18 protein-coding genes and 2 pseudogenes are annotated in these 24,771 nt (G+C 67.0%); 12 read left to right on the top strand and 8 right to left on the bottom strand.

What is annotated here, in order from left to right; genetic code table 11:
• Positions 1 to 98 precede the first annotated feature (98 nt).
• From ASE10_RS20910 to ASE10_RS03255, 4 genes and pseudogenes are all read left to right on the top strand, one after another.
• Positions 99 to 4,229 (top strand): annotated as a pseudogene (locus tag ASE10_RS20910) (CARDB domain-containing protein); the annotation flags it as partial.
• 58 nt (positions 4,230 to 4,287) lie between these two features.
• Positions 4,288 to 9,840 carry an Ig-like domain-containing protein gene (locus ASE10_RS03265; protein ID WP_056306718.1) on the top strand — a complete coding sequence of 1,851 codons (5,553 nt, stop codon included), beginning with the start codon at positions 4,288 to 4,290 and terminating at the stop codon, positions 9,838 to 9,840.
• Between the two features lie 10 nt (positions 9,841 to 9,850).
• Positions 9,851 to 13,534 carry a hypothetical protein gene (locus ASE10_RS03260; protein WP_200945837.1) on the top strand — a complete coding sequence of 1,228 codons (3,684 nt, stop codon included), beginning with the start codon at positions 9,851 to 9,853 and terminating at the stop codon, positions 13,532 to 13,534.
• Between the two features lie 189 nt (positions 13,535 to 13,723).
• Positions 13,724 to 14,134: a tetratricopeptide repeat protein gene (locus tag ASE10_RS03255; RefSeq protein ID WP_162255240.1), complete on the top strand. Its 411-nt coding sequence runs from the start codon at positions 13,724 to 13,726 to the stop codon at positions 14,132 to 14,134.
• Positions 14,135 to 14,500: 366 nt separating this feature from the next.
• On the opposite strand, the gene ASE10_RS19420 is transcribed toward ASE10_RS03255, so the two are convergent.
• Entirely contained in the window at positions 14,501 to 14,671 is a 171-nt protein-coding gene (locus ASE10_RS19420) for a DUF1508 domain-containing protein (protein ID WP_082559673.1), read from the bottom strand.
• Positions 14,672 to 15,018: 347 nt separating this feature from the next.
• Here ASE10_RS19420 and ASE10_RS03250 point away from each other — a divergent pair, with 347 nt between their 5' ends.
• The 4 genes from ASE10_RS03250 to ASE10_RS03235 all read left to right on the top strand — a co-directional run bounded on the left by ASE10_RS03250 (position 15,019) and on the right by ASE10_RS03235 (position 16,732).
• Positions 15,019 to 15,387 carry a DUF2277 domain-containing protein gene (locus tag ASE10_RS03250; RefSeq protein WP_327037116.1) on the top strand — a complete coding sequence of 123 codons (369 nt, stop codon included), beginning with the start codon at positions 15,019 to 15,021 and terminating at the stop codon, positions 15,385 to 15,387.
• Positions 15,388 to 15,399: 12 nt separating this feature from the next.
• A complete protein-coding gene (locus ASE10_RS03245) occupies positions 15,400 to 15,798 on the top strand; it encodes a hypothetical protein (RefSeq protein WP_055903102.1) in 399 nt (132 codons plus the stop codon).
• A 2-nt stretch (positions 15,799 to 15,800) separates the two neighbouring features.
• The gene (locus tag ASE10_RS03240; RefSeq protein WP_055903100.1) at positions 15,801 to 16,259 is read left to right on the top strand and encodes a hypothetical protein; all 459 of its coding nucleotides are present in this window, start codon (positions 15,801 to 15,803) and stop codon (positions 16,257 to 16,259) included.
• A 116-nt stretch (positions 16,260 to 16,375) separates the two neighbouring features.
• On the top strand, positions 16,376 to 16,732 hold the full coding sequence (locus ASE10_RS03235) for a DUF2185 domain-containing protein (RefSeq protein ID WP_055903098.1): 357 nt from the start codon (positions 16,376 to 16,378) through the stop codon (positions 16,730 to 16,732).
• A 336-nt stretch (positions 16,733 to 17,068) separates the two neighbouring features.
• Here ASE10_RS03235 and ASE10_RS03230 read toward each other — a convergent pair whose 3' ends face one another.
• The 6 genes and pseudogenes from ASE10_RS03230 to ASE10_RS03210 all read right to left on the bottom strand — a co-directional run bounded on the left by ASE10_RS03230 (position 17,069) and on the right by ASE10_RS03210 (position 19,907).
• The gene (locus ASE10_RS03230; RefSeq protein WP_055903096.1) at positions 17,069 to 17,752 is read right to left on the bottom strand and encodes an MIP/aquaporin family protein; all 684 of its coding nucleotides are present in this window, start codon (positions 17,750 to 17,752) and stop codon (positions 17,069 to 17,071) included.
• Positions 17,749 to 18,153, bottom strand: a complete 405-nt coding sequence (locus ASE10_RS03225; RefSeq protein ID WP_055903095.1) for an arsenate reductase ArsC — start codon at positions 18,151 to 18,153, stop codon at positions 17,749 to 17,751. Before ASE10_RS03225 ends, ASE10_RS03230 begins: the two co-directional genes overlap by 4 nt.
• Positions 18,150 to 18,635, bottom strand: a complete 486-nt coding sequence (locus ASE10_RS20905; protein WP_055904003.1) for an arsenate reductase ArsC — start codon at positions 18,633 to 18,635, stop codon at positions 18,150 to 18,152. The genes ASE10_RS03225 and ASE10_RS20905 overlap by 4 nt, the downstream gene beginning before the upstream one ends.
• 27 nt (positions 18,636 to 18,662) lie before the next feature.
• Positions 18,663 to 19,070: pseudogene (gene arsN2 / locus ASE10_RS20900) on the bottom strand (arsenic resistance N-acetyltransferase ArsN2); the annotation flags it as partial.
• A 10-nt stretch (positions 19,071 to 19,080) separates the two neighbouring features.
• Positions 19,081 to 19,569, bottom strand: a complete 489-nt coding sequence (locus ASE10_RS03215) for an ArsI/CadI family heavy metal resistance metalloenzyme (RefSeq protein WP_055903093.1) — start codon at positions 19,567 to 19,569, stop codon at positions 19,081 to 19,083.
• Positions 19,566 to 19,907 carry a metalloregulator ArsR/SmtB family transcription factor gene (locus ASE10_RS03210; protein WP_055903091.1) on the bottom strand — a complete coding sequence of 114 codons (342 nt, stop codon included), beginning with the start codon at positions 19,905 to 19,907 and terminating at the stop codon, positions 19,566 to 19,568. The genes ASE10_RS03215 and ASE10_RS03210 overlap by 4 nt, the downstream gene beginning before the upstream one ends.
• A 279-nt stretch (positions 19,908 to 20,186) precedes the next feature.
• On the opposite strand from ASE10_RS03210, the gene ASE10_RS03205 reads away from it, so the two are divergent.
• Both ASE10_RS03205 and ASE10_RS03200 read left to right on the top strand, forming a co-directional pair.
• Positions 20,187 to 21,497: a serine hydrolase domain-containing protein gene (locus ASE10_RS03205; protein ID WP_235565816.1), complete on the top strand. Its 1,311-nt coding sequence runs from the start codon at positions 20,187 to 20,189 to the stop codon at positions 21,495 to 21,497.
• A gap of 164 nt (positions 21,498 to 21,661) precedes the next feature.
• The gene (locus tag ASE10_RS03200; protein WP_082559670.1) at positions 21,662 to 22,168 is read left to right on the top strand and encodes a nuclear transport factor 2 family protein; all 507 of its coding nucleotides are present in this window, start codon (positions 21,662 to 21,664) and stop codon (positions 22,166 to 22,168) included.
• Positions 22,169 to 22,271: 103 nt separating this feature from the next.
• Here ASE10_RS03200 and ASE10_RS03195 read toward each other — a convergent pair whose 3' ends face one another.
• Positions 22,272 to 23,576, bottom strand: coding sequence for a PQQ-dependent sugar dehydrogenase (locus tag ASE10_RS03195; protein WP_235567532.1), 1,305 nt, complete (start codon positions 23,574 to 23,576; stop codon positions 22,272 to 22,274).
• A 197-nt stretch (positions 23,577 to 23,773) separates the two neighbouring features.
• On the opposite strand from ASE10_RS03195, the gene ASE10_RS03190 reads away from it, so the two are divergent.
• Positions 23,774 to 24,244: a group II truncated hemoglobin gene (locus ASE10_RS03190; protein WP_055903089.1), complete on the top strand. Its 471-nt coding sequence runs from the start codon at positions 23,774 to 23,776 to the stop codon at positions 24,242 to 24,244.
• 78 nt (positions 24,245 to 24,322) lie between these two features.
• Positions 24,323 to 24,706, top strand: a complete 384-nt coding sequence (locus ASE10_RS03185) for a DUF1801 domain-containing protein (protein ID WP_055903087.1) — start codon at positions 24,323 to 24,325, stop codon at positions 24,704 to 24,706.
• The last annotated feature ends 65 nt before the right edge of the window (positions 24,707 to 24,771 follow it).

The following is a 24,771-nucleotide window of genomic DNA, read 5'->3' as shown; positions in this document are numbered from 1 at the left end:
CCAATGTCACCTTCACCTTGACGGTCACCAACAACGGTCCCTCGGCCTCGGCCGGTGTCTCGGTCAACGACCTGCTGCCCAACGGCTACACCTACGTNACCAATGTCACCTTCACCTTGACGGTCACCAACAACGGTCCCTCGGCCTCGGCCGGTGTCTCGGTCAACGACCTGCTGCCCAACGGCTACACCTACGTCTCCGACAACGCTGGCGGCGCTTACGTGCCCGGCACCGGCGTGTGGACCATCGGCGCGCTGGCCAACGGCGCCTCGACCGCACTGCAAATCGTCGCGACTGTGCGCGCCACGGGCACCTACGCCAACACGGCGACGGTGACCTCGACCACCACCGATCCGACCCCGGGCAACAACACTTCGACCTCGACCCCGACCCCGGTGGCTTCGGCGGATCTGTCGATCGTGAAGGGCGTGTCGAACAGCACCCCGACCGTCGGTACCAATGTCACCTTCACCTTGACGGTCACCAACAACGGTCCCTCGGCCTCGGCCGGTGTCTCGGTCAACGACCTGCTGCCCAACGGCTACACCTACGTTTCGGATAACGGGGCGGGCGCCTACGTGTCTGGTACCGGCGTGTGGACCATCGGTGCTCTGGCCAACGGCGCTTCGACCGCACTGCAGATCGTCGCCACCGTGCGTGCGACCGGCACCTATGCCAACACGGCGACGGTGACCTCGACCACCACCGATCCGACCCCGGGCAACAACACCTCGACCTCGACCCCGACGCCGGTGGCTTCGGCGGATCTGTCGATCGTGAAGGGCGTGTCGAACAGCACTCCGACCGTCGGCACCAATGTCACCTTCACTCTGACCGTCACCAACAACGGTCCGTCGGCCTCGGCCGGTGTTTCGGTCGCCGACCTGTTGCCCAACGGCTACACCTACGTCTCCGACAACGCTGGCGGCGCTTACGTGCCCGGCACCGGCGTGTGGACCATCGGCGCGCTGGCCAATGGCGCTTCGACCGCACTGCAGATCGTTGCGACTGTGCGTGCGACCGGTACCTACGCCAACACGGCGACCGTCACCTCGACCACCAATGACCCGACCCCGGGCAACAACACTTCGACCTCGACCCCGACGCCGGTGGCTTCGGCCGACCTGGCGATCGTCAAGAGCGTGTCCAACGCGACCCCGGTCGTTGGCACCAATGTCACCTTCACCCTGACGGTGACCAACAACGGTCCGTCGGCCTCGGCTGGTGTCTCGGTCAACGACCTGCTGCCCAACGGCTACACCTACGTTTCGGATAACGGGGCGGGCGCCTACGTGTCTGGTACCGGCGTGTGGACCATCGGCGTCGCCACCGTGCGTGCGACCGGCACCTACGCCAACACGGCGACGGTGACCTCGACCACCACCGATCCGACCCCAGGCAACAACACTTCGACCTCTACGCCGACGCCGGTGGCTTCGGCCGACCTGTCGATCGTGAAGGGCGTGTCGAACAGCACTCCGACCGTCGGCACCAATGTCACCTTCACTCTGACGGTCACCAATAACGGTCCGTCGGCCTCGGCCGGTGTCTCGGTCAACGACTTGCTGCCTAACGGCTACACCTACGTCTCCGATAACAGTGCCGGCGCTTACGTGCCGGGCACCGGCGTGTGGACCATCGGTGCGCTGGCCAACGGCGCCTCGACCGCGCTGCAGATCGTCGCGACCGTGCGCGCGACCGGCACCTACGCGAACACGGCGACCGTCACCTCGACGACCACCGACCCGACGCAGGGCAACAACACCTCGACCTCGACGCCGACGCCGGCGGCTTCCGCCGACCTGGCGATCGTCAAGAGCGTGTCCAACCCGACCCCGGTCGTCGGCGGCAATGTCACCTTCACTCTGACGGTCACCAACAACGGCCCGTCGGCCGCGGCCGCGGTGTCGGTCGCCGACCTGCTGCCGAATGGCTACACCTACGTTTCGGATAACGGCGCGGGCGCCTACGTGCCCGGTACCGGCGTGTGGACCATCGGCAACCTCGCCAACGCGGCCTCGACCTCGCTGCAGATCTCCGCGACCGTCAACGCCACCGGCACCTACCTCAACACCGCGACGGTCAGCTCGACCACCACCGATCCGACCCCAGGCAACAACACCGGTACCGCGACCACCACGCCGACCGCTTCGGCGGATTTGGCGATCCAGAAGACCGGCCCCGCGACCGTCAATCAGGGCGACGCCGTCACCTACACGATCCGGGTCTGGAACAACGGCCTGAGCGAAGTCGCCAACGCGAGCGTCGAAGACACCGTACCGACCAATATCACCTCGGTCAGCTGGACCTGCGTCGGCACCGGCGGCGCGAACTGCGTCGCACCCTCGGGCACCGGCAACCTCAACATTGGCGTCGATCTGCCGGTCGATACCGGCGCGAGCACCAGCGCCGACACCAGCTTCGTCACCATCACCGTGACCGGCACGGCGACCACGCCGGGCACGATCACCAACACCGCCACGGTCGCGGTGCCGGCTGGCGCGATCGACCCGACCCCGGGCAACGACAGCAGCTCGGCCATCACCAATATCGTGGCGCAGGCCGACCTGGCGATCGTCAAGGGCGTGTCGAACGCGACCCCGATTATCGGCACCAACGTCGTCTTTACCCTGACCGTCACCAACAACGGTCCGTCGGCCGCGGCGGCGGTGTCGGTCGCCGACCTGTTGCCCAACGGCTACACCTACGTCTCCGACGACGGCGCCGGCGCCTACGTGCCGGGCACCGGCGTGTGGACCATCGGCAGTCTCGCCGACGCGGCCTCGACCTCGTTGCAGATCACCGCCACGGTCAACGCGACGGGTACCTACGCCAACACCGCCACGGTGTCGTCGACCACGAACGACCCGACGCCGGGCAACAACACTTCGACGTCGACCCCGACCCCGGTGGCTTCGGCCGACCTGGCGATCGTCAAGGGCGTGTCGAACGCCAACCCGAATGTCGGCGACAGCATCACCTTCACCCTGACCGTGACCAACAACGGCCCGTCGGCCGCGGCCGGCGTGTCCGTCGCCGACCTGTTGCCGGCCGGTTACACCTACGTGTCCGACAACAGCGCGGGTGCGTACGTGCCCGGTACTGGCGCCTGGACCATCGGCAACCTCGCCAGCGGCGCCAGCACCGCGCTGGACATCGTGGTGACCGTCAACGCTGCCGGCCCGTATGCGAACACCGCAACGGTCGGCTCGACCACCAACGATCCGAACCCGGGCAACAACACCTCGACCTCGACGCCGGGCCCGGTCCCGACGGCCGACCTGGCCATCGTCAAGGGCGTGTCGAACGCGAATCCGGTGGTCGGTACGAACGTCGTGTTCACGCTGACGGTCACCAATAACGGCCCGTCACCGGCGGCTGCGGTGTCGGTCGCGGACCTGCTGCCGAACGGCTACACCTACGTCTCTGACAACGGTGCGGGCGCTTACGCCTCGGGCACCGGCGTGTGGACCATCGGCAGCCTGGCCAACGCGGCTTCGACCTCGTTGCAGATCACCGCAACGGTCAATGCCACCGGTACCTACCTCAATACTGCGACCGTTTCGTCCAGCACCAACGATCCGACTCCGGGCAACAACACCGGCACGGCGACCACGACTCCGGTGGCTTCGGCCGATCTGGTCATGGCTAAGTCGGTCGACAACGCTTCCCCGGTCGTCGGCACTAACGTCGTCTTCACCCTGACGGTGACCAACAACGGTCCGTCCGCCTCGGCCGGCGTCTCGGTCGCGGACCTGCTGCCGAACGGCTACACCTACGTGTCCGACAACGGCGCGGGCGCCTACGTGTCCGGTACCGGCGTGTGGACCATCGGCAGCCTCGCCAACGCGGCCTCGACGTCGCTGCAGATCACCGCAACCGTCAACGCTACGGGCACCTACCTCAACACCGCCACGGTCAGTTCGGCCTCGACGTCGCTGCAGATCACCGCAACCGTCAACGCTACGGGCACCTACCTCAACACCGCGACGGTCAGCTCGACCACCAACGATCCGACTCCGGCCAACAACACCAGCACCGCGACTACGACCCCGGTGGCTTCGGCCGACCTGGTCATGGCGAAGTCGGTCGACAACGCGACCCCGGTCGTCGGCACGAGCGTCGTCTTCACCCTGACGGTGACCAACAACGGTCCGTCGGCCTCGGCCGGCGTCTCGGTCGCCGATCTGCTGCCGAACGGCTACACCTACGTGTCCGACAACGGCGCGGGCGCCTACGTGTCCGGTACCGGCGTGTGGACCATCGGCAGCCTCGCCAACGCGGCACGTGTCCGACAACGGCGCGGGCGCCTACGTGTCCGGTACCGGCGTGTGGACCATCGGCAGCCTCGCCAACGCGGCCTCGACGTCGCTGCAGATCACCGCRACCGTCAACGCTACGGGCACCTACCTCAACACCGCGACGGTCAGCTCGACCACCAACGATCCGACTCCGGCCAACAACACCAGCACCGCGACTACGACCCCGGTGGCTTCGGCCGACCTGGTCATGGCGAAGTCGGTCGACAATGCGAATCCGGTCGTCGGCACGAACGTCGTGTTCACGCTGACCGTGACCAACAACGGTCCGTCGGCCTCGGCCGGCGTCTCGGTCGCCGACCTGCTGCCGAACGGCTACACCTACGTTTCGGATAACAGTGCAGGCGCCTACGTGCCCGGCACCGGCGTGTGGACCATTGGCAGCCTCGCCAACGCGGCCTCGACCTCGCTGCAGATCACCGCAACCGTCAACGCCACGGGCACCTACCTCAACACCGCCACGGTCAGTTCCACGACTAACGATCCGACCCCGGCCAACAACACCGGCACTGCGACCACCACGCCGACCGCTTCGGCCGACCTGTCGATCGACAAGGACGACGCCGGCGCCTCGGTCGTGCCGGGCAACAACCTGGTCTACACGATCATCGTCGCCAACGCCGGCCCGTCCGCGGCGTCGAACGTCGTGGTCAGCGATCCGATCCCGGCCGGCCTCAACTTCGTCAGCGCCGCCGGCGCCGGCTGGGCCTGCGTCAACAACGCCGGTACCGTCGAGTGCTCGCGTCCGACCTTGGCCGCCGGCAGCAACGCGGCGATCGCCCTGACCCTGGCCGTGCCGGCCAATTACGCAGGCGCGTCCTCGATCAGCAACACCGCCAGCGTCGGCAGCGCCACCGCCGACCCGAACAGCGGCAACGACAGCGATACCGAGACCACCCCGGTGTCGATCTCGATCGATGCCGTCGACGATGCGGCCACCGTGCTGCCGTTCGCCGGCGGCACCGTGCCCAACGTCACCGTCAACGACACCACCAACGGCGTCGCCGTGGTCATCGGCGTCAATGCCACCGCGCCCAGCATCGTCAGCAACGGCGGCCTGACCGGCCTGATCGCCAACCCGGACGGCAGCTTCACCGTGCCGGCCGGCACGGCTCCGGGCGCGTACACCGTCGGCTATCGCATCTGCACGCTGCCGGCCACCACGCCGGCGACCTGCGACGACGCCAACGTGCCGGTCGTGGTCGGCCCGAACGCCGACGACGACAACGAGACCACGCCGCAGAACGTGGCCTTGAACGGCAACGCGTCGACCAACGACACCGCGTCCGCCGGCTCGGTCTACTCCCTGGTGTCCGGCCCGGCCAGCGGCACGTTGACCTTCAATGCCGACGGCAGCTACGTCTACACGCCGAACACCAACTTCAACGGCAGCGACAGCTTCAACTACCGCGTCTGCCTGCCGGCGCCGAACGGCACGGTCTGCGACACCGCGACGGTGAACATCACCATCACGGCCGCGACCATCGTTGCCGTGGACGACACCGCGGCCACGAACTTCAACACCCCGGTCGCGACCAACGCCGTCGGCAACGACACCACCAGCGGCGGCGTCATCGATCCGGCCTCGGTGGTTGCGACCAGCGGCGCCAACGGCAACGTGACCTGCGCGGCCGGCAGCTGCACCTACTCGCCGAACCCCGGTTTCGCGGGCGTCGACAGCTACGACTACACCGTCTGCCTGGCGGCGCCGAACGGCACCGTCTGCGATACCGCGACCGTGAACGTCGTGGTCGGCCCGAACGCCGGCGACGACAGCGAGACCACGCCGCAGAACACCGCGCTCAACGCCACCGTGACCGGCAACGACAGCGCACCGGCGGGTGCGGCCTACACCCTGGTCGGTGGTACCGCCAACGGCACGCTGACCTTCAACAGCGACGGCAGCTACGTCTACACGCCGAACGCCAACTACAGCGGTCCGGACAGCTTCAACTACAGCGTCTGCCTGCCGGCGCCGAACGGCACCGTCTGCGACACCGCGACCGTGACCATCACCGTCGGCGGAAATACCGTCACCGCGGTCGACGACAGCGCCAGCACGCCGCAGAACACACCGGTGGGCATCAGCGTGATCGGCAACGACACCACCACCGGCGCTCCGCTCAATCCGGCCTCGGTCAGCGTCGTCACTCCGCCGACCAGCGGCAGCGTGAGCTGCGACAGCGCCGGCTTGTGCACCTACACGCCGACCGCTGGTTTCAGCGGCAACACCAGCTTCGTCTACCGCGTCTGCGACGTCTCCACGCCGACGCCGGTGTGCGCGAACGCCACCGTCACCATCACCGTGGCGCAGGCGGTGATCGTCGCCAACGACGACGACTACAGCGGCTCGCCGGTCAACGGCACCAACGGCTCGGCCAATGTCGGCAACGCCCTGACCAATGACAGCCTCAACGGTGGCGCGATCGATCTGGCGTTCGTGACCCTCACCGTCAACGATCCGAACCCAGGCGATGGCGTTGCGGTCGCGTCCGACGGTACGGTTTCGGTCGCCGCGGGCACTCCGGCCGGCAGCTACGTGATTCCGTACCAGCTGTGCGAGACCTTGCATCCCAGCAACTGCGATCCGGCTACGATCACCGTGGTGGTCAATGCCGCGCCGATCGATGCGGTCGACGACCCGGTCGCCACGCCGGTCAACGGCAGCACCGGCGGCACGGGCGTGATCAACGTGTTCGGCAACGACACCCTCAACGGTGCTGCGGCTACCACCACCAACGTCGTCCTGACGCCGGTCAGCAACGGCCCGCTCACGGTCAACGCCAACGGCACGGTCGATGTCGCGCCCAACACCCCGGCCGGCGTCTACACCGTCAGCTACCGGATCTGCGAAGTGCTCAACCCGAGCAACTGCGACACCGCCCTAGTCACGGTCACGGTCAACGCCGCACCGATCGACGCCGTCGACGACGTGGTCGCCACGCCAGTCAACGGCAGCACCGGCGCGACCGCCGTGGTCAACGTGCTCGGCAACGACACGCTCAACGGCAGCACCGTGAACCCGGCCGACGTCACCCTGACGCCGGTCACTAGCGGCCCGCTGACGGTGAATGCCAACGGTACGGTCGATGTCGCGCCGAACACTCCGGCTGGCACCTACACCGTCACCTACCAGATCTGCGAGATGCTGAACCCGAGCAACTGCGACACCGCAGTGGCGACGGTCACCGTGGTCGCTCCTGCGATCACCGCGGTCGACGACCCGGTCGGCGGCGGTAACGGCGTCACCCCGCAGAACACCCCGCTGGTCACCAGCGTGCTGGGCAACGACACCCTCAACGGTGCGCCGATCGACCCGACCCTGATCAACATCACCATCGCCAGCAACCCGGCGAACGGCACGGTCACGGTCAACAGCAACGGCACCATCGTCTATACGCCCAACCCGAACTTCAGCGGCAACGACAGCTACACCTACACGATCTGCGAGAAGCTCAACCCGGCCAACTGCGCCACCGCCACCGTTTCGGTGCTGGTCCAGCCCAACCTGGTCGTGGCCACCGACGACGTCACCACCACCAACCAGCAGGTGCCGGTGACGATCAGCGTGCTCGGCAACGACACCGTGACCAGCGCGCCGCTGGACCCCGCCTCGGTCTTCGTGACCGTCGCTCCGGCCAACGGCACCGTGAACTGCGCCGCGGGCGTGTGCACCTACACGCCGAACCAGTTCTTCGCCGGTACCGACAGCTTCACCTACCGCGTCTGCGACACCTCGGTGCCGACCCCGGTCTGCGACATCGCCGTGGTCACCATCACCGTGGCCGCCAACGCCCCGGTGCTGCGCCTGAGCAAGCAGTCGGCCCAGCGCTCGGTCAAGATCGGCGACCTGGTCCGCTACACCGTGATCGCCGAGAACGTCGGCGACTCGCCGGCGCGCAACGCGACCCTGGTCGACACGCCGCCCGCGGGCTTCACCTACGTCGACGGCTCGCTCAGCGTGGACGACGAGGACGACGCGGCCAGCATCGGCGGCACCAACCCGCTGCGCATCAACGGCATCGACGTCGCCATCGGCCAGCGCGCCACCATCGTCTACTTCCTGCGCGTCGGCGCCGGCGTGGGCAAGGGCGTGCACAGCAACAGCGTCACCGCGCTCGACAGCAACGGCAGTTCGATCGGCAACGTCGCCACCGCCGATGTCGACATGGCCGGCGATCCGCTGCTCGAGGACAGCCTGATCATGGGCTCGGTCTACGACGACCGCGACGGCGACGGCTGGCAGGACCCGGCCAAGGCCGGCGGCGTGCGCGTGCAGGGCGGCTTCGCCCCGGGTGCTTACGTCGCCGGTTCGACCACGGTCGACCGCGGCACCGGCCCGCAACCGGAGCCCGACACCAGCGCACCGCTGCTGCACGGCATCGCGATCGGCGACATCGTCGGCCGCAGCTCCAGCGCCGACGACGCCCAGCGTCATCAGGTCGTGGTGCGCCAGACCCTGCGCTCGCTCGACTTCAGCGACGACTTCGTCCTGACCACCGACGAGGGCAGCTCCGTCCGCATGAACGCCGCCGGCCAGACCACGGTCGACCGCGTCCGCGGCGACGCCGCCAAGGGCCTGACCGCGCAGGACCTGCAGGTCACGCGCCAGGTCAGCCAGGTCGCCGACGGCTACGAGGTGTCCTACACCATCCGTAACGAAGGCATCGACGAGCGCGGCATCCCCGGCGTGCGTATCGCCTCGGTGGAAGGTCTGATCATGCAGACCGACGCCTACGGCCGTTACCACCTCGAGGGCATCTCGGGCGGCGACGCCGCACGCGGCCGCAACTTCATCCTCAAGGTCGACCAGGCCACGCTGCCGCCGGGCTCGGTGTTCACCACCGAAAACCCGCGCGTCCGCCGCGTGACCCAGGGCGTGCCGACCCGCTTCGACTTCGGCGTCAAGCTGCCGGCCGGCGAGATCCGCGGCGGCAGCAGCGAGACCGACGTCGAACTGGGCGAGGTGATGTTCGAAGCCGGCAGCGACCAGGTGAAGAGCGATTACGCGCCGATGTTCGGCAAGATCGCCCAGCGCCTGCGCGACGCCGACGGCGGCAGCGTCACCATCGCCGCCCAGGCCGAAGCCGAGGCCCTGGCCTTCGCCCGCGCCCATGCGGTGCGCGCGGCGCTGAGCAAGGAACTGGAGCCGGCGCTGGCCGCCAAGGTTCGCATCGACGTGGTCGCCGGCACCGACGCTTCGGCGCTGGTCAGCCTCGACCAGGCGATCAAGCTCGGCGAACTGCTGTTCGACACCGACCAGGACACGATCCGCCCGCAGTACCGCGGCCTGATCTCGGAAATCGCCAAGACCCTCAACCGCGAAGGCCGCGGTGTGATCGGTATCGTCGGCCGCGCCGATCCGCGCGGCGCCAACGCCTACAACGTCCAGCTCGGCCTGCGCCGCGCCAAGGCCGTATTCGAGGCGATATCGGCCGAACTCGAGCCGAAGGTGAAACAGAAGGTGCGTGTGGACATAACTGACGATACCAACGCCCCCGTCGGCGTGGGCGGGCGCTGAGGACATGGCCATGAAGATGAAGATGAAGCTTCTGGACATGACCCTGATCGGCCTGCTCTCGGCCGGCGCCGGCTCCGCGCTGGCCCAGGACGCGACGCCGAAATCCGGCGAAGGCGAGGGCAATGCGGCGCGTTGCGACGGCGGCGAATGCCGCAGCGACGAAGGCCTGCTGTTCCGCATCCGCACCCGCGGCGAGGAACGCCCGATCGCGCAAGGCGAAGACAGCGACGCCCTGCAGCGCAACCGCCGCGTCGATGTGGTGCGCGAGGACGTGCTGCCCGGCAGCGCCAAGATCGCCGGCCGCTTCAGCATCGACCTGCCCAACGGCGGCGTGATCTGGGCGACCGAAGATCCCACCCTCGGCCGTCCCGTGCTGGACGTGCAGGGCGGTTCGACCGTGCCCTTCGAGAACGGCCGCATCGCCAAGCCGCTGCGCTTCCACGGCTACACCAACTACGCCTCGTTCATCGACAAGATCGAAGTCACCGTGTACCGCGGCAGCGATGCCGACCTGGTCACGCCGCTGGCCAGGATCGAGCTGCCGGTGGCCAACGTCACCGACCAGGCGTGGGACGGCGCTCTGCCGGCCGACCTCAACCTGCAGCCGGGCGACGAATTGATCTACGTCACCCGCGCCTACGGCAAGGACGGCGCCTTCGACGAAACCGTCGGCAAGCGCGTGCAGCTGGTGCGTCCGGAAGACTACGAACGCGGCATCCAGGTGCTGCGCGACGAGAACCAGCGCACGCTCGGCAAAGTGCTGGACGGCGACGAAGCCGAATCGCAGGGCATCGAGAACGCGATCTACGGCCGCAGCTCGCTGCGCATCCAGAACATCCCGATCTACGGCTCGCGGGTGCGCATCTACGGCCGCGACATCCCGCGCGACACCCAGCTGACCATCAACGGCGAAACCTTCCCGATCGACCTCGAACGCAAGTTCGTGGCCGAGTTCCTGGAGCCGATCGGCCGCCACGGCTACGACGTGGCGATCGAGCCCCGCGGCGGCGCGCCGCTGCAGCACCGCCTCGACGTCGACGTCACCGGCAAGTACGCCTTCCTGGTCGCCCTGGCCGACGTCACCGTGTCGCAGAACAACGTCAGCGGCAACATCGAACCGCTGGCCGGCGACGAGCGCTACGACAAGGACTTCATCAGCGAGGGCCGGCTGGCGTTCTATTTGAAGGGCAAGGTCAAGGGCAAGTACCTGATCACCGCCCAGGCCGACACCCGCGAGCGCGAGATCAAGCAGCTGTTCAACGGCTTCTTCGACGCGGACGCCCAGGACGTGTTCCGCCGCCTCGACCCGGATCTGTACTACCCGGTCTACGGCGACGACTCCAGCACCTACCGCGACGTCGATACCCAGGGCCGCTTGTACGTGCGCGTGGACTGGGACCAGAACCAGGCGCTGTGGGGCAACTTCAACACCGGCATCACCGGCACCGAGTACGGCCAGTACGACCGCTCGCTGTACGGCGCGGCGCTGTCCTGGCGTTCGCGCGCCACCACCCAGCTCGGCGATCCGAAGAGCGAGGTGCGCGCGTTCGGCTCCGAAGCGCAGAGCGCCTACGGCCACACCGAGTTCCTCGGCACCGGCGGCAGCCTGTACTACCTCAAGCACACCGATGTGCTGCCGGGCTCGGACAAGGTCACCCTGGAAATCCGCGACCGCACCACCGGCCGCACCGAGAGCCGCGTGGACCTGCAGCGCGGTGCCGACTACGAGATCGACGAACTCCAGGGCCGCCTGATCCTGACCCGTCCGCTGGCCCAGGTCACGCGCGAGAACGTGCGCACCTTGACCCGCGACCAGCCGCTCGACGGCTACACCCAGCTGCTGCTGGTCGACTACGAATACGTGCCGGTCGGCTTCGACGCCGACGACGTCAGCGCCGGCTTCCGCGGCAAGCAGTGGTTCGGTGAGCACGTCGCGGTCGGCGGTACCTATATCGACGAGAACCGCCGCGGCGACGACTACAGCCTCAAGGGCGTCGACCTGACCCTGCAGGCCGGTCGCGGCACCTACCTCAAGCTCGAACAGACCCGCAGCGAGTCCACCGTCGCCCCGATCTTCTATTCGGACAACGGCGGCCTCAGCTTCGTCCAGCGCAACCCGGCCACCGCCGCGCGCAGCGGCGATGCGCGCGCGGTCGAAGCCCGCGCCAACTTCAAGGAACTGGGCTGGACCGAGCGCGACTGGAGCGTCGGCGCCTGGTGGCGCGATGTCGATGCCGGCTTCTCGGTCGCGCGCGCCGACACCGGCCTGGACATCGAAGAGTACGGCGCCGAGTTCCTCGGCTACTTCACCGAAAACTTCAGCCTGTACGGCAAGTACTCGCGCGCCGAGCGTGGCGCCGAGGCCTTGGAGCAGAGCCAGCTGACCGCCGACTGGCGCATCACCAACGACGCCCAGCTCGGCGCTGAACTGCGCCGCGTGCGCGAAGAGCGCCTCAGCGGCAGCGCCGATGCCTTGTTGGCGGCTGTGAGCTACCGCCGCCGCTTCGGCACTTCGCTGGAGCTGTACGGCGTCGGCCAGTTCACCGCCGACGACGACGGCGGCGCCTACGACCGCAACAACCTGGTCACCCTCGGCGCCAAGTACCTGTTCGGCGACCGTTCCAGCGTCGGCGCGGAAGTCAGCAGCGGCAGCCGCGGCCACGGCGGCAAGGTCGAGGCCGAATACCGCCTCAAGCCCGATCACACGATCTACGGCGCCTACAGCTACAGCACCGACACCACCGCCACCGACCCGCTGTTCAACCGCGATCTGCAGAACGGCTGGACCCTCGGCCAGCGCTGGCGCCTGACCAACCAGGTCAACCTGTTCAACGAAAGCCAGTTCCTCAAGGACCCGAGCGACAACAGTCAGGGCATCGTCCACACCTACGGCATGGACTTCTATCCGGCCGAAGGCTGGAACATCGGCTTCACGCTGATGGACGGCGAACTCGACGCCAGCACCGGCCGGGTCGACCGCCGCGCCTACAGCGTCAGCGGCGGCCGCACCGACGAAGTCGCCCAGTGGAACAGCAAGCTGGAGTACCGCAAGGACACCGGCGCCGAACAGCGCGAGCAGTGGGTCACCACCAACCGCCTGTTCTACAAGGTCAACGAAGACCTGCGCCTGGCCCTGCGCGCCAACTACGCCGATACCCAGGACGAGCTCAACCCGGCCGAAAGCGCCAAGCTGGCCGAAGCCAACCTCGGCTTCGCTTACCGCCCGCACGACAACACCCGCTGGGGCCTGTTCGGCAAGTACACCTACCTGTACGACCTGGCCACCCTCGGCCAGGACGGCGGCGCCACCTACGACCAGCGCTCGCAGGTGCTGTCGTTCGAAGGCGTCTACCGCCTCGACGACAAGTGGGAAGTGGCCGGCAAGCTCGCCAGCCGCTGGGGCGACTACCGCATCGGCCGCGGCGAAGGTCAGTGGCTGGACAGCCGCGCCGACTTCGTCGCCGGCCAGTTGCGCTATCACCTGATCGCCAAATGGGAAGGCCTGGCCGAGTACCGCTGGCTGCAGGTCAAGGACGGCGGCGACAAGCGCGGCTGGCTGATCGGCCTGGACCGCCAGATCGGCGACAACTTCAAGGTCGGCGTGGGCTACAACTTCACCGACTTCAGCGACGACCTGACCGATCTGAAGTACGACAACAAGGGCTGGTTCTTGAATCTGGCGGGTTATTACTAAGCCGCCGGACCTTGGAACTCACGAAAACGCCGCGGATTCCGCGGCGTTTTTTGTTTTGGGCGGGGCGGCATGCAGGCTGGCTGTCGTTCATTGACAAGGCCCCTTGCGCGCCCGAACATCCGCCGCAACGCCCCGAACCTGTGGGCGATCTCGGGGCAGAGGTCGACCTTGGAATCTGTTGAGCCACTGTTGCAACAACTCAGCGCCATCAAGTGGTTGCTGGTTTTCATTGCGGCCGGCGTCTTTCTGCTCGTGATGACCTTCGCCGTCCTTGCGGTGAACATGATCGCCATGGTGAAAGAGACCCGGCGAAGCAACAGCAGCCAGTCCAAACAGGCCGAACTGGAGGATCTTCTCGCCTCGGGCCAGAGCACCGCGGCCAAGTTCACTGCAATGGAATGGGTGCAGACCCAGCCCAGGCGCGCGGAGGCGCATTGGGCCTTGGCCAAGGCGCACTACCAGTTGGGGGAATTGTCCGAAGCCAAGCAGGTGCTGAAAGGCCTGACCAAAGTCGCGCCCGAGGAACACTATCGGGTGGACGCATGGCTGGAACTGCTGGAGTCGGAGTTCGCTCAAAAGCGCCCGAAACCGGTGGACTAGGGCGGGCCGATGGATGCCCATCAACCCAGGAAGCATCGCGTCTGGGCTGAGCGGTTGTGGGAGGTGGTTGCTTCCACATGTGCGCCCAAGCCATAGGCAATGATCCGGAAGGGATGGATCGGGCGAGCGAGTACGAGGACAGGACAGCACAGGCATGCACAGGCCCGCGCTTCCGTCCGATGGAAAAAGAAAAAACCGCTGGCTCGGCAGTGTAGTTGGCGACCAGCCATGTAGGCTGCGGTGAGCGCAACGAACCGCGCCGTCACGACAGCGATCATGCCCGCGATGTATCCCGCGCAGCGGATGCCCGAGCCGCGATTGAAGGTGGAAGGCGGGGCGCAGAGGTTTCTGTGCCCCGCCGTTCGATCACTCTTTGATGGGCGTCGATGCCGTAACCGACTTGACGAGATCGATGCCGTCCTCGCAGTCCGACTTGTTGTTGTAGCCCTCGGCCGAGTCGGCAATCTTTTTGTGGTTGGCGGCGTGCAGCGTCCAGCGCCAGTCGCCCTGTTTGTCTTCGTAGAGCTTGAAGTACATCGCGGTAGTCCTTTGCCGAGCGCCTGATTGGCGCGTGTTTAGTTCACCACGAGAGCGTTGAGCCGTTCTTACCGTTCGTCACTAGGGTGGCTGGCCCCCCACGCAGGTTCGGCTTTGGGGTAAGAACGGCGCAAGCCGCGACCGCGACCCTGCGGCGGCCATGCGGCCTTTCGCTAGGCGGCTGGAGGTTTTCGCCCTGCGAGGACGCAACGCCTTGCGTTCGAGGCGATTTCGCTGGTCGGCCCGGGCGTCTGTGCTGCGCAGGGCGGGCAGAGCTGGGCCATGCACAAAGGCAGGCCGTTGACAGCGCCGAAGCGGCCGCCCGACACTCCATCGCGACGCCCGGCATGCGCGGGCGGTTCGCAAGCGCTCGGACATCCGGGCTTGGAGGCGGTATGTGCCGAAACATTCGTACCTTGTACAACTTCGAGCCCCCGGCGACGGGCGACGAGATCCGCGCGTCGGCCTTGCAGTTCGTCCGCAAGCTCAGCGGCTTCAACGCGCCGTCCAAGGCCAATGAGGCGGCCTTCAATCTGGCCGTGAAGCAGGTCAGCGATGCGGCGACCATGCTCATCAATTCGCTGACCACGTTCACGCCGCCGAAGAATCGCGAACTCGAGCGCGTCAAGGCCGCCGAGCTTTCCGCCAAGCGTTTCGGCAAGCCGGGCCCTGCACCCAAGCCGAAAGCGAAGGCGTCACGCGCCCCGGTCCGATAGAGGCTTGCGGCAATGACGGAGCTGATGACAACCCCGAAGACCTTCCTGAGCCGATTCGCAGCCATGTTGCTGCTGGCGCTTACGGTCATGCATCTGGTCCTTGCGCTCGATCTGATCTTCGGCCTGTTCCAGAACTCCGCGGAGCTCGATGCCCTGCGGGCCGTTGCGGCTGGGGTAAAGGGGCTGTGGCTGGGCCTGTGCGCAGTGGGCGGGGCCGCCGTAGTCGCTCTGTACCGCCGCCCATGGTTGGGCTTTCTGCTGTCCGTCGTCTTCTGCGCGTGCTTGTACGTCGCGAGCCATCAGCTATGGGGCGAGGTCAAGGGCGGATTCTGGCTGGCCGTCGCCGCCAGCCTAATCGCGGCCGCGGGCGCCAGCACATCCAGTTCGCCTTCCAGTCGGACGCTTTCCTGACGATGGCGGTCCTTACCGGTCTGGCGTACCGCGACGAGCTCGCCGGCTTGATCCGACGGTCCGATCGGATCGTGGTCACCGAGCATTCCTACCTGTACGACGCCTACGACGCCGACGCCGGTAAATCGCTGATCCAGAACGAAGTCGTATACGGCAGCCATCCGCTCAGCCCGTCGCAGAAGGATTTCTTCCTGTCGACCGTAGAGGCGCTGGACCCGACGACGCAGGACGCCTTCGCCGCCTGCATTTTCGAGCCGCACCACCGGATCGAGTTTTACGCCTCGGGCGAGCGGATCAGCGCCATGGCGATCTGCTTCAAGTGCTCGCAGGTGAAGTGGGACGCAACGAGCGCAATCCCTCCTTGGTCCCTGTATCCCGGTCTTGCCGCACTCATGGAAGAGGTCGGATTCTCGTCCGAGCGGGATTGGGTTGCCTTGGCCAAGCAGCATCTGGGGAACTGACGTGCGGCCGGCCCTGCCGTGCCAGGACCTGCCTATGCGCCTTGCTCATCGCGTTCGCGGTAGGGTGGACGAATCGCGACCGGCATGCGGATCGCTTCGGTCGGAGGGTGTTTTGGATGGCTAAGAATTTTCGATTGTCCGCAACCGAGATCAAGCCATTGGTCGGGGGTTACGGCAGCTGCATCGCCACGGATCGCATCGTCGTGGAGGGGTATCCCGTCCGCTTCATGTATCGCGAGGCACCGGACAACGAGATCGATAGCGGCTGGCGCTTCATGTCCGGCTATGAAGACGACGAGTACATGGGCGACCCGGACAATCTGGGCATCTACGATGTCAACACCATCGCCAACTACGACCCCGGGATCATCGCTTTCCTCGACGCGAAGGAGGGCAGCGCCTTCGAGAAGACCCCCGAGTCCGAGCGATTCCTCGAAATAGTGGGTTGGTCTTTGCCGGATGAGCCCGAGTAGCGCCGGTGAATATAGCGGCGCAGCTGCCCGCATTCTTCTACGCATGGACGGGTGCGCCAGACAGGTCGGCGGTGTTGCTTCCACGCGAGCGGCTATGGAGTCGGCACGATCTGCTGCTGCGCGAAGCCAGCCTTGGGGTAGGAGCGGCGTGAGCCGCGACAGCGTTCCTCCGGCGGGTTGCGCAATCGCGGCTTACATCGCTGCCACGACAGCCGACGCTAGCTCGCTGCAGCAGCCCTCCGCTCTCTGTGGGAGCGGCGTGAGCCGCGATCGCGGATCCTCGCTGTGCTGCGCGGGTCGCGACTTACGTCGCTCCTACCCCAAAGCGGGCGGCTGTCAGTTGTCGGCGCCGTCCGCCGCTGCTGCAGATGGCGCCAGCAACTTCGGCGCTATCCACAATGCGACACCCGCGCCGGCCAGCTGCGCCAGCACGAAACCGCCTACGTCCGTCGGGCGAATGCCGGCGAAGGTCTGGGTCAGCGAGCGCGCCAGCGTCACCGCCGGATTGGCGAACGAAGTGCTGGCGGTGAACCAGTAGGCGGCGAAAATGTAGCCGGCCACCAGGGCCGGCACCGCGACGGGGCGGTGGCGCGCGCCGAGCAGGATGGTGAGCAGCAGGCCGAAGGTCGCCACCGCTTCGCTCAGCCATTGCGCCGCGCCGCTGCGCACGCGGGTGCCGGGCTGCCACAGCGGCAGGTCGAACATGGCGTGCGCGAGCAGCACGCCGGCGACGGCGGCGACGATCTGCACGGCGATGTAGGCGATCGCCTCGCGGGTGTCCAGCTCGCCGCGCAGCCGCATCGCCAGGGTCACGGCCGGGTTGAAGTGCGCGCCGGACACCGGGCCGAGTACAGCGATCAATACGTACAGGATGCCCGCGGTCGCGGCGGCATTGGCGAGCAAAGCGATGCCGTCGTTGCCTCCCGACAGGGCCACGCCCATGACGCCGGAGCCGACCACGGTGGCCAACAGCAGGGCGGTACCGACGAACTCGGCCAGTAGTTTGCGGCCCAGGGTCATTGCAGCGAGGCCAGCAGTGCGCGCACCCGCGTCGAGATTTCGTCGCGCACGGCGCGGTAGGCGTCGTCGTCCAGGTGCTTGGGATCGGGCAGTGCCCAGTCCTCGCGCAGTTGCGCAGGCACCCAGGGGCAATTGTCGCCGCAGCCCATGGTGATGACGGCATCGAATGCGCCGTCGATCTCGTCCAGCGACTTGGATGCGTGCGTGCTCAGGTCGTAACCCAGTTCGGCCATGTACTGGATGGCCTTGGGGTTGATGCGGCCCGACGGCGCCGAGCCGGCGCTGTGGGCCTCGACGCGGTCGCCGCCGTGGATGCGCGCGAAGGCTTCGGCCATCTGGCTGCGGTTGGAGTTTTCGACGCAGACGAATAGGACGCGCTTCTTGGGGGGTGTGGATGTCATGGGGTCTGGCCGATCTGATGGAGGTGTTGTTCGCGGGCAAGGCGGTCCAGCTTGTCCAAGGGCAAGGCCAGCAGCAGTTCGATGCGGCGACGCAAGGCCAGCCAGGCCTGCTTGAAGGCATTCGGATCGTCCGGGGTGCGCGCCGGGTCCGCCACGCCCCAGTGGGCCAGCGCAGGATGTCCCGGCCATAGCGGGCAGGTTTCGCCCGCGGCGTTGTCGCAAACGGTGATGACGATATCCATGGCCGGAGCATCCGGGACGGCAAACTCGTCCCAGGATTTGGGGCGTAGGGTATCGGTCGGATAGCCAAGGTCCGCGATGAGTTGCGCGGCGAGCGGTTGCACGTTCGGCGCGGGGTGGCTACCGGCGCTGTAGGCGCGGATGCGTCCCTTGCCCATGTCGTTGAGCAGGGCTTCGGCCATCTGACTGCGCGCCGAGTTGCCGGTGCATAGGAACAGAACGTTGTAGCTGCGTGCGTTCATGGACGGGTCCAGAGATTTGGTCAGACAGGCAGCGGACGCCGGGCACAGCGACAAGAACTCGGCACTGTTTTGCACGGCGACCGGTGCCTGGGTGCGGTCGATCGTGCGATAGCCTCGGCTGGCGAAATAATCCGCCGCCGTTTGTGTCAGTAGTACGAGTTGTCGCAGGCTGAGTGCCTGCGCTTCGCGTTCGATCGCGGCGACCAGGCGGCTGCCGGTGCCGCTGCGGCGATACTCGGCGCGCACCGCCAGCGAGCGCAGCAGGCCGATGTCGCCGAATACCTGCAGGCCGACCACGCCGGCGATGGGGCCGCCGTCGTCGGCCACCAGGAAGGCGACGACGGCGCTGTCCAGGTCCTGCACGGGCAGGTCGTTATCCGTCAGCAGTGCGCGGATGGCGGCGTGTTCGGACGGCAGGGCCAGGCGGATCGGCATGGTGCGTGCCTCAGCAGCAGGTCGAAGACGTGGCGCAGCAGGACGATGCGGCCGTTGGCTTCGCGACGATCTGCGGGCTGGGCGCGCAGGCGGCGGCGCCTTCGCCGGCGCAGCCGATCTCGGCGTCGTAGTAGGTGGTGGCATCGCCGAAGGTGTGGAACGACTCCCAGCGCGTGCCCTGCGGGTCAGCGGTCCACAGCTTGTCGGACTGCGCGTAGCAGCACACGGCCGCTTCCTCCGGCGCCACGGTGCCGCCGGCGGCGTCGAGGCGTCGGCCCAGCGCGGTGAGCTCTTCGCGGCTGTCGACCTGCAATCCCAAATGATCGACGCCCGGTGCGCGGCCGGTGTTGGAGATGGCGAAGTTGATGCGCGGGTCGTCCAGCATCCACTTGGCGTAGTCGGCCTTCTGCACGGTGGGCGGCATGGCGAACAACTCGTTGTAGAAGCGGATGCTGGACGCCAGGTCGGCGACGTTCAGATGTACGTGGAAACGGTTCATCGGCGGGCTCCTTTCGGGCGTGGAGTGCAAGCGGCGGTCGGTGCGCAGGCTTCGGCGCCGGCGCAGCAGTTCTCAGTGAGATAGGCGAGCAGGGCGTTCATCTGCAGGTAGTTGGCGCGCACCCGGATCACCCGGCCCTCGCGCTGGTCGCTCACCAGTGCGGCGCTGCGCAGCACGTTGAGGTGGGCGCTGAGCGTGGCCGGCGGCAGGTCCAGCCGTTCGCGCAGTTCGCCGACCGACATGCCCTGCGGGCCGGCCTGCACGAGCTGGCGGAACGCGGCCAGGCGGGATTCGTGGCTGAGGGCGCTGAGCGCGCCCAGGGCGGTTGATGTTTCCATAATTCCAGTATTTTGGAATTATTGGACCTTGTCAAGCGTTGCGACGGACCGCTGCTCCGGAGTTGTTTGCTTCACGCGCCATTTGGCTCGGCACGCCGCCTAGCCGTCGCCCGCGATTGAGACCGCCCGGTTCTCGGGCATCGGGATCGCAGCGCAATCGGACCCAGGGTCCGGCGGAATACCGACGCTGCGACCGCCTAAACCAAACCCACCGGCCGCGCATCCTAGCTGGGTCTGATCTTTGCATCGCACATGCGGTGCAGGCGCGGCGCCAGGGGGTTGGCCGCGGGACCGCCTTACTCAATCGCGTCGTTTCGTGTCCGCGCAGGCATCGCTCTCGCGGAGCGTTGCGCCGTATCCAAAACTTTTCAGCCAAGCCAGGACGCCATGCGCAACGGACACTCCGGATACATTCTCAACGGCGCGGCCAGCGCCGCATCGATCAAGCCGCTCGCAGTGCTGGCGCTGATGGGCGCGATTACGGTCGGTGCACAGGCTTCGGCGGCCACTCCCGCGCCTGCGCCTCCGTTCGCTAAGGTCATCGAGCGCGAAGTACCGGCCATCATGAAAGAGGCCAAGGTTCAGGGCGCGGCCGTGGGACTGATCGTCGACGGCAAATTGGTCTACGCCCGTGGCTTCGGCTATGCCGACCACGCCGGCAAGGTGCCGGTGACGCCCGACACGGTGTTCGTCGCGGCCTCGCTGTCCAAGCCGATCGCGAGCTGGGTGACGATGCGCCTGGCCGAGCAGGGGCGTATCCAACTGGACCAGCCGGTGGCCGACATGGTGTCGCCGTGGCCGCTGGCGCAGAACCAGTTCGATTATCGCCAGATCACGATCCGACGTTTGCTCTCGCACACCGCGGGCACGACCTTGGGCGGATACCAGGGCTGGCTCGATTTCAAGGAGCTGCCGACCCTGGAGGAATCGCTGGCCGGCAAGACCAACGGGCGCGGCGCGGTCGAGCTGTTCGCGCCGGTCGGGGCCAAGTTCCAGTATTCCGGCGGCGGCTACACGCTGATGCAGTTGGCGATCGAGCGGACCACGAAGCGCAAGTACTCTGACTTGGCGCGTGAGTTGGTGTTCAAACCCTTGGGCATGAAACACACCAGCGTCGCCATGACGCCGAAGGTGCTGGCCGGCGCTGCGCAGGGCCATGGCGACGACGGCGGGCCGGTGCCGATGCGCTACTACGTCGAGCAGGCGCCTTCGACCCTGACCACCACCGTCAACGACTTCGCTCGCTGGATGATAGCCGGCATGGCGAGCAGCCCCGGCGCGCATCCGCTGACGCAGGCGCAACTGACTCTGATGTACACGCCGACGGAGCTGAGCACGCCGCGCGCACCCGAGGACGCTGTCTACGGTATGGGCCATTTCATCGAGCGCCTGGCCGACGGCAGCACCGCCGTGGGCCATGACGGCCGCAATCAGGCCGGGTTCCGCGCCAAGTTCCTGATGCGTCCGCAATCCGGGGACGGCATCGTGTTCTTCAGCAACTCCCGCACGGGTCTGGCGCTGGATCGGATCGTCTGCCTGTGGGGCGCAGACGCGGCCAAGGCCGATCCGGCGGCGATCTGCAAGAAATAAGCTTCCTCTTTGCCCTGGGGCCGCGACGCGCAGCGTATGTTGTGCGCACGAACGCGGTCATTGTCCGGCAAAACGTTCCATCGGCATCCTGGTCTCCGCCACGCTGCGGCCAGGGGCCGGATCGATTCAAGCCCCATCTTCCATCGCGTTTCCTGGAGATCTGCATGAAGAAACTCACCCTGCTGACGGGCGCCATGCTCGCGTTCGCTGCGTTGGCGGCCTCCGCTGCGCCGCCCACCGGCACCCCGGCGACTGGCGACACGCCTGCCGCCGATGCTTTGTTCGACACCATTTCGGCGCTGGATGCGGCGGTGTTCGACGCTTTCAACCATTGCGACGCGCCGGGTCAGCTGGACAAGCACGCCGGCTACTTCTCGCCCGACGTCGAGTTCTATCACGACACCGGCGGCGTGACCTGGTCGCGCGACGATATGATCGCGAACACCAAAAAGTACGTATGCGGAAACTTCCGTCGCGAGCTGATCCCCGGCAGCCTGCGGGTGTATCCAATCAAGGACTTCGGCGCCATCGCCCAGGGCTCGCACCGCTTCTGCCAGTTTGCCAGCGGCAAGTGCGAGGGGCTGGCCGATTTCGCGATCGTGTGGCGCCTGCAGAACGGCAGCTGGCAGATCACGCGGGTGCTCAGCTACGGCCATCGGCCCAGCCCCTGAGTATTGCTGCCCGGCCGATCTGTGCGTGGCTGCGACTGCACGGGCCGCATGGGAAACGCCGCGCGCGCCGCGGCTTTTTTTGTTCCGATTAACCGGCGCGGCGTCAGTAAGGCGTCGGCGTCAGTTTCAAAAGACGCGCGTTGCCGCTGTCTTCCAGCACCCAGATCGCGCCGTCGGGCCCTTGCTCGACCTCGCGGATGCGCGCGCCCATCGGATAGCGCTTGTACTCGCGCGCGCTGGTGCCGTCGAACTGGATCCGCACCAATGCCTGCGAGGCCAATCCGCCGATGAAGCCCTGGCCGCGGAAGTAGGGGAATAGGTCGCCGGTGTAGATGATGAAACCGGCCGGCGCGATCACCGGATTCCACCAGGCTTCCGGTGCGTTGAATTCCGGGCGCGTCGGATGATCGGGGATGGGCGTGCCGTCGTAGTGGTCGCCGTTGGAGACGATCGGCCAGCCGTAGTTGGTGCCGCGTTCGATCAGGTTGAGTTCGTCGCCGCCGGCCGGGCCCATCTCATGGGTCCACAGGCGCCCGGCCGGATCGAAGGCGATGCCCAGCAGATTGCGATGGCCCAGTGTCCAGACCTGCGCGGCGACACCGCCGACACCGACGAAGGGATTGTCGGCAGGTATCGTGCCGTCGTCGTTGAGGCGGATCAGCTTGCCCAGGTTCTGCTGCATGTCCTGGGCCGGGTCGAATTTTTGCCGGTCGCCGGAGGTGATCCACAACTTGCCGTCGCCGCCGAAGGCGATGCGGTGGCTGTAGTGGCCTTCGCCGGTGACCTTGGGCGTCTGCCGCCACACCACCTGCAGGCCCGACAGACTGCCGCCGTTGCCGTCGGCATTGAGCGTCAGTTGCGCGCGCGCGACGGCGGCGCCGCGCGTGCTGTTGGCGCCGGCCTCGGCGTAGCTGAGGTAAACGTAGCGGTTGCTGGAAAATTGCGGGTGCAGGACCACGTCGCCCAAGCCGCCTTGTCCGCCGTAGGCGACCGCCGGCACGCCACTGATTTCGCTGGTTTGCTTGGTGGCGGTGTTGAACAGCCGCAGACGGCGGTTTTTCTCGGTCACCAGCAAACGGCCGTCGGGCAGGAAGGTCATCGCCCATGGCTCGTTGAAACGTCCGAACTCGGTGGCGACGAAAGGCGGATCGGGTTCGGCGGCGGCGGGATTGGGGCCGCCGGTTTGCATCGGAGGATCGGCCAGCGGCTGCACCGAGGCGGTGGCCTGCGGCGGCGTCGGTTGCGCGGCGGTAGGCGCTTCCGGCGTCGTTTTCGAGACGACGATGAACGTAGCCGGCGCGTCCCGACTCTCCGAGTCGTTCGACTGAGCGCCGGTGAGCTGGCCGGCGCCCGGGGTGCAGGCGACCAGCAGCGTGAGCGCGGACAACGTCGTCAGTGACCTGTTCATGGAGCGCCTCCAGCGAATCCGTCTCGGGTTTTAACGCAAGGTGGGCTACGAAGACGTGACGGATACGGCGGTTCCGGTTCGACGTGCGGGGCGCGGATCGGCAAGGCCTTCGCGGGCTCCTCTAGCGAACGCCGGCGAACCGCTGCACGATGTGCCGCCCATCGGCATCGACGCTTCCCACCCGAGACGGACCCACCATGCAGAATCCGAACGTTCCGACCCTCTACGAATGGCTGGGCGGCATCGATGCGCTCAACCGCCTGACCGCACGCTTCTACCAGCACGTTCGCGGCGACGCGTTGCTGGGGCCGGTGTTCGCGCACATGGGCGACGACCATCCCGCGCATGTCGCAGCCTTCCTGGCGGAAGTGCTCGGCGGGCCGGACGACTACTCCCGCCGGCATGGCGGTCATCCGCAGATGATCCAGCACCACCTCAACCGCCACCTGTCGCAGGAGCAGCGGCGGCGCTGGGTGAGCCTGTTGCTGGAAACGGCGGATGAGCTCGGCATGCCGGACGACCCGGAATTCCGCTCCGCACTGGTCGGTTATCTGGAGTGGGGTTCGCGTCTGGCGGTGATCAATTCGCAGCCGGGTGCCACCGTCGACCAGGACGCGCCGATGCCGAAGTGGGGCTGGGGCGAGGTCAAGGGGCCGTACGCGGGTTGAATCGCGCTCGCGGGACAAGCCGGGGCGGGCGTGTTTGCTAGGCTCACATTGGACCTAATCCCGTCTCTGGAGGTCGCCGTGCTGAAGACCCCGCCCGCCGCCAATCCCGACGCCTACGTCGCCGCGCTGGACGGCTGGCGACGCGACCTGGTCGAACATCTGCGTGCGAGCGTACTCGGCGCAGCGAAGCTGGAGGAAGTGGTGAAGTGGGGCCATCTGGTTTACTTCAGCAACGGCCCCGTGCTGCTGATCCGCGCCGAAGCGCAGCGGGTGCTGTTCGGCTTCTGGCGCGGCAAGCGCCTGCTCGAGATCGAGCCCCGGCTCAAGCCTGGCGGCAAGTACGAGTTGGCGACGCTGGATCTGCGCGAAGGCATGACGATCTCCGCCGCGACCGCGCGCAAGCTGGTCAAACAGGCGGTGTCGCTCAACGCAAGCGTGGGCGACCCCACGCGTGCCAGTTAGCGGGCATACGCGCCGACCAAACAACGACATCGATCCTTGGACGCCCTGAACGATCTGTTCTTGCT

The sequence above is a fragment of the Lysobacter sp. Root76 genome (assembly GCF_001428685.1).
Taxonomy (GTDB): domain Bacteria; phylum Pseudomonadota; class Gammaproteobacteria; order Xanthomonadales; family Xanthomonadaceae; genus Lysobacter.
This window is presented reverse-complemented; position numbering and strand designations above follow the sequence as displayed.

What these genes read in the sequence shown, in the direction of transcription:
- ASE10_RS03190 (WP_055903089.1), top strand. Translation starts at nt 23,774, where the DNA reads ATGCAGAATCCGAACGTTCCGACCCTCTACGAATGGCTGGGCGGCATC.
- ASE10_RS03210 (WP_055903091.1), bottom strand. Translation starts at nt 19,907, where the DNA reads ATGGAAACATCAACCGCCCTGGGCGCGCTCAGCGCCCTCAGCCACGAA.
- ASE10_RS03195 (WP_235567532.1), bottom strand. Translation starts at nt 23,576, where the DNA reads ATGAACAGGTCACTGACGACGTTGTCCGCGCTCACGCTGCTGGTCGCC.
- ASE10_RS03245 (WP_055903102.1), top strand. Translation starts at nt 15,400, where the DNA reads ATGACGGAGCTGATGACAACCCCGAAGACCTTCCTGAGCCGATTCGCA.
- ASE10_RS03230 (WP_055903096.1), bottom strand. Translation starts at nt 17,752, where the DNA reads ATGACCCTGGGCCGCAAACTACTGGCCGAGTTCGTCGGTACCGCCCTG.
- ASE10_RS19420 (WP_082559673.1), bottom strand. Translation starts at nt 14,671, where the DNA reads ATGTACTTCAAGCTCTACGAAGACAAACAGGGCGACTGGCGCTGGACG.
- ASE10_RS03225 (WP_055903095.1), bottom strand. Translation starts at nt 18,153, where the DNA reads ATGACATCCACACCCCCCAAGAAGCGCGTCCTATTCGTCTGCGTCGAA.
- ASE10_RS03200 (WP_082559670.1), top strand. Translation starts at nt 21,662, where the DNA reads ATGAAGAAACTCACCCTGCTGACGGGCGCCATGCTCGCGTTCGCTGCG.
- ASE10_RS03250 (WP_327037116.1), top strand. Translation starts at nt 15,019, where the DNA reads ATGCGCGGGCGGTTCGCAAGCGCTCGGACATCCGGGCTTGGAGGCGGT.
- ASE10_RS20905 (WP_055904003.1), bottom strand. Translation starts at nt 18,635, where the DNA reads ATGAACGCACGCAGCTACAACGTTCTGTTCCTATGCACCGGCAACTCG.
- ASE10_RS03240 (WP_055903100.1), top strand. Translation starts at nt 15,801, where the DNA reads ATGGCGGTCCTTACCGGTCTGGCGTACCGCGACGAGCTCGCCGGCTTG.
- ASE10_RS03215 (WP_055903093.1), bottom strand. Translation starts at nt 19,569, where the DNA reads ATGAACCGTTTCCACGTACATCTGAACGTCGCCGACCTGGCGTCCAGC.
- ASE10_RS03235 (WP_055903098.1), top strand. Translation starts at nt 16,376, where the DNA reads ATGGCTAAGAATTTTCGATTGTCCGCAACCGAGATCAAGCCATTGGTC.
- ASE10_RS03260 (WP_200945837.1), top strand. Translation starts at nt 9,851, where the DNA reads ATGAAGATGAAGATGAAGCTTCTGGACATGACCCTGATCGGCCTGCTC.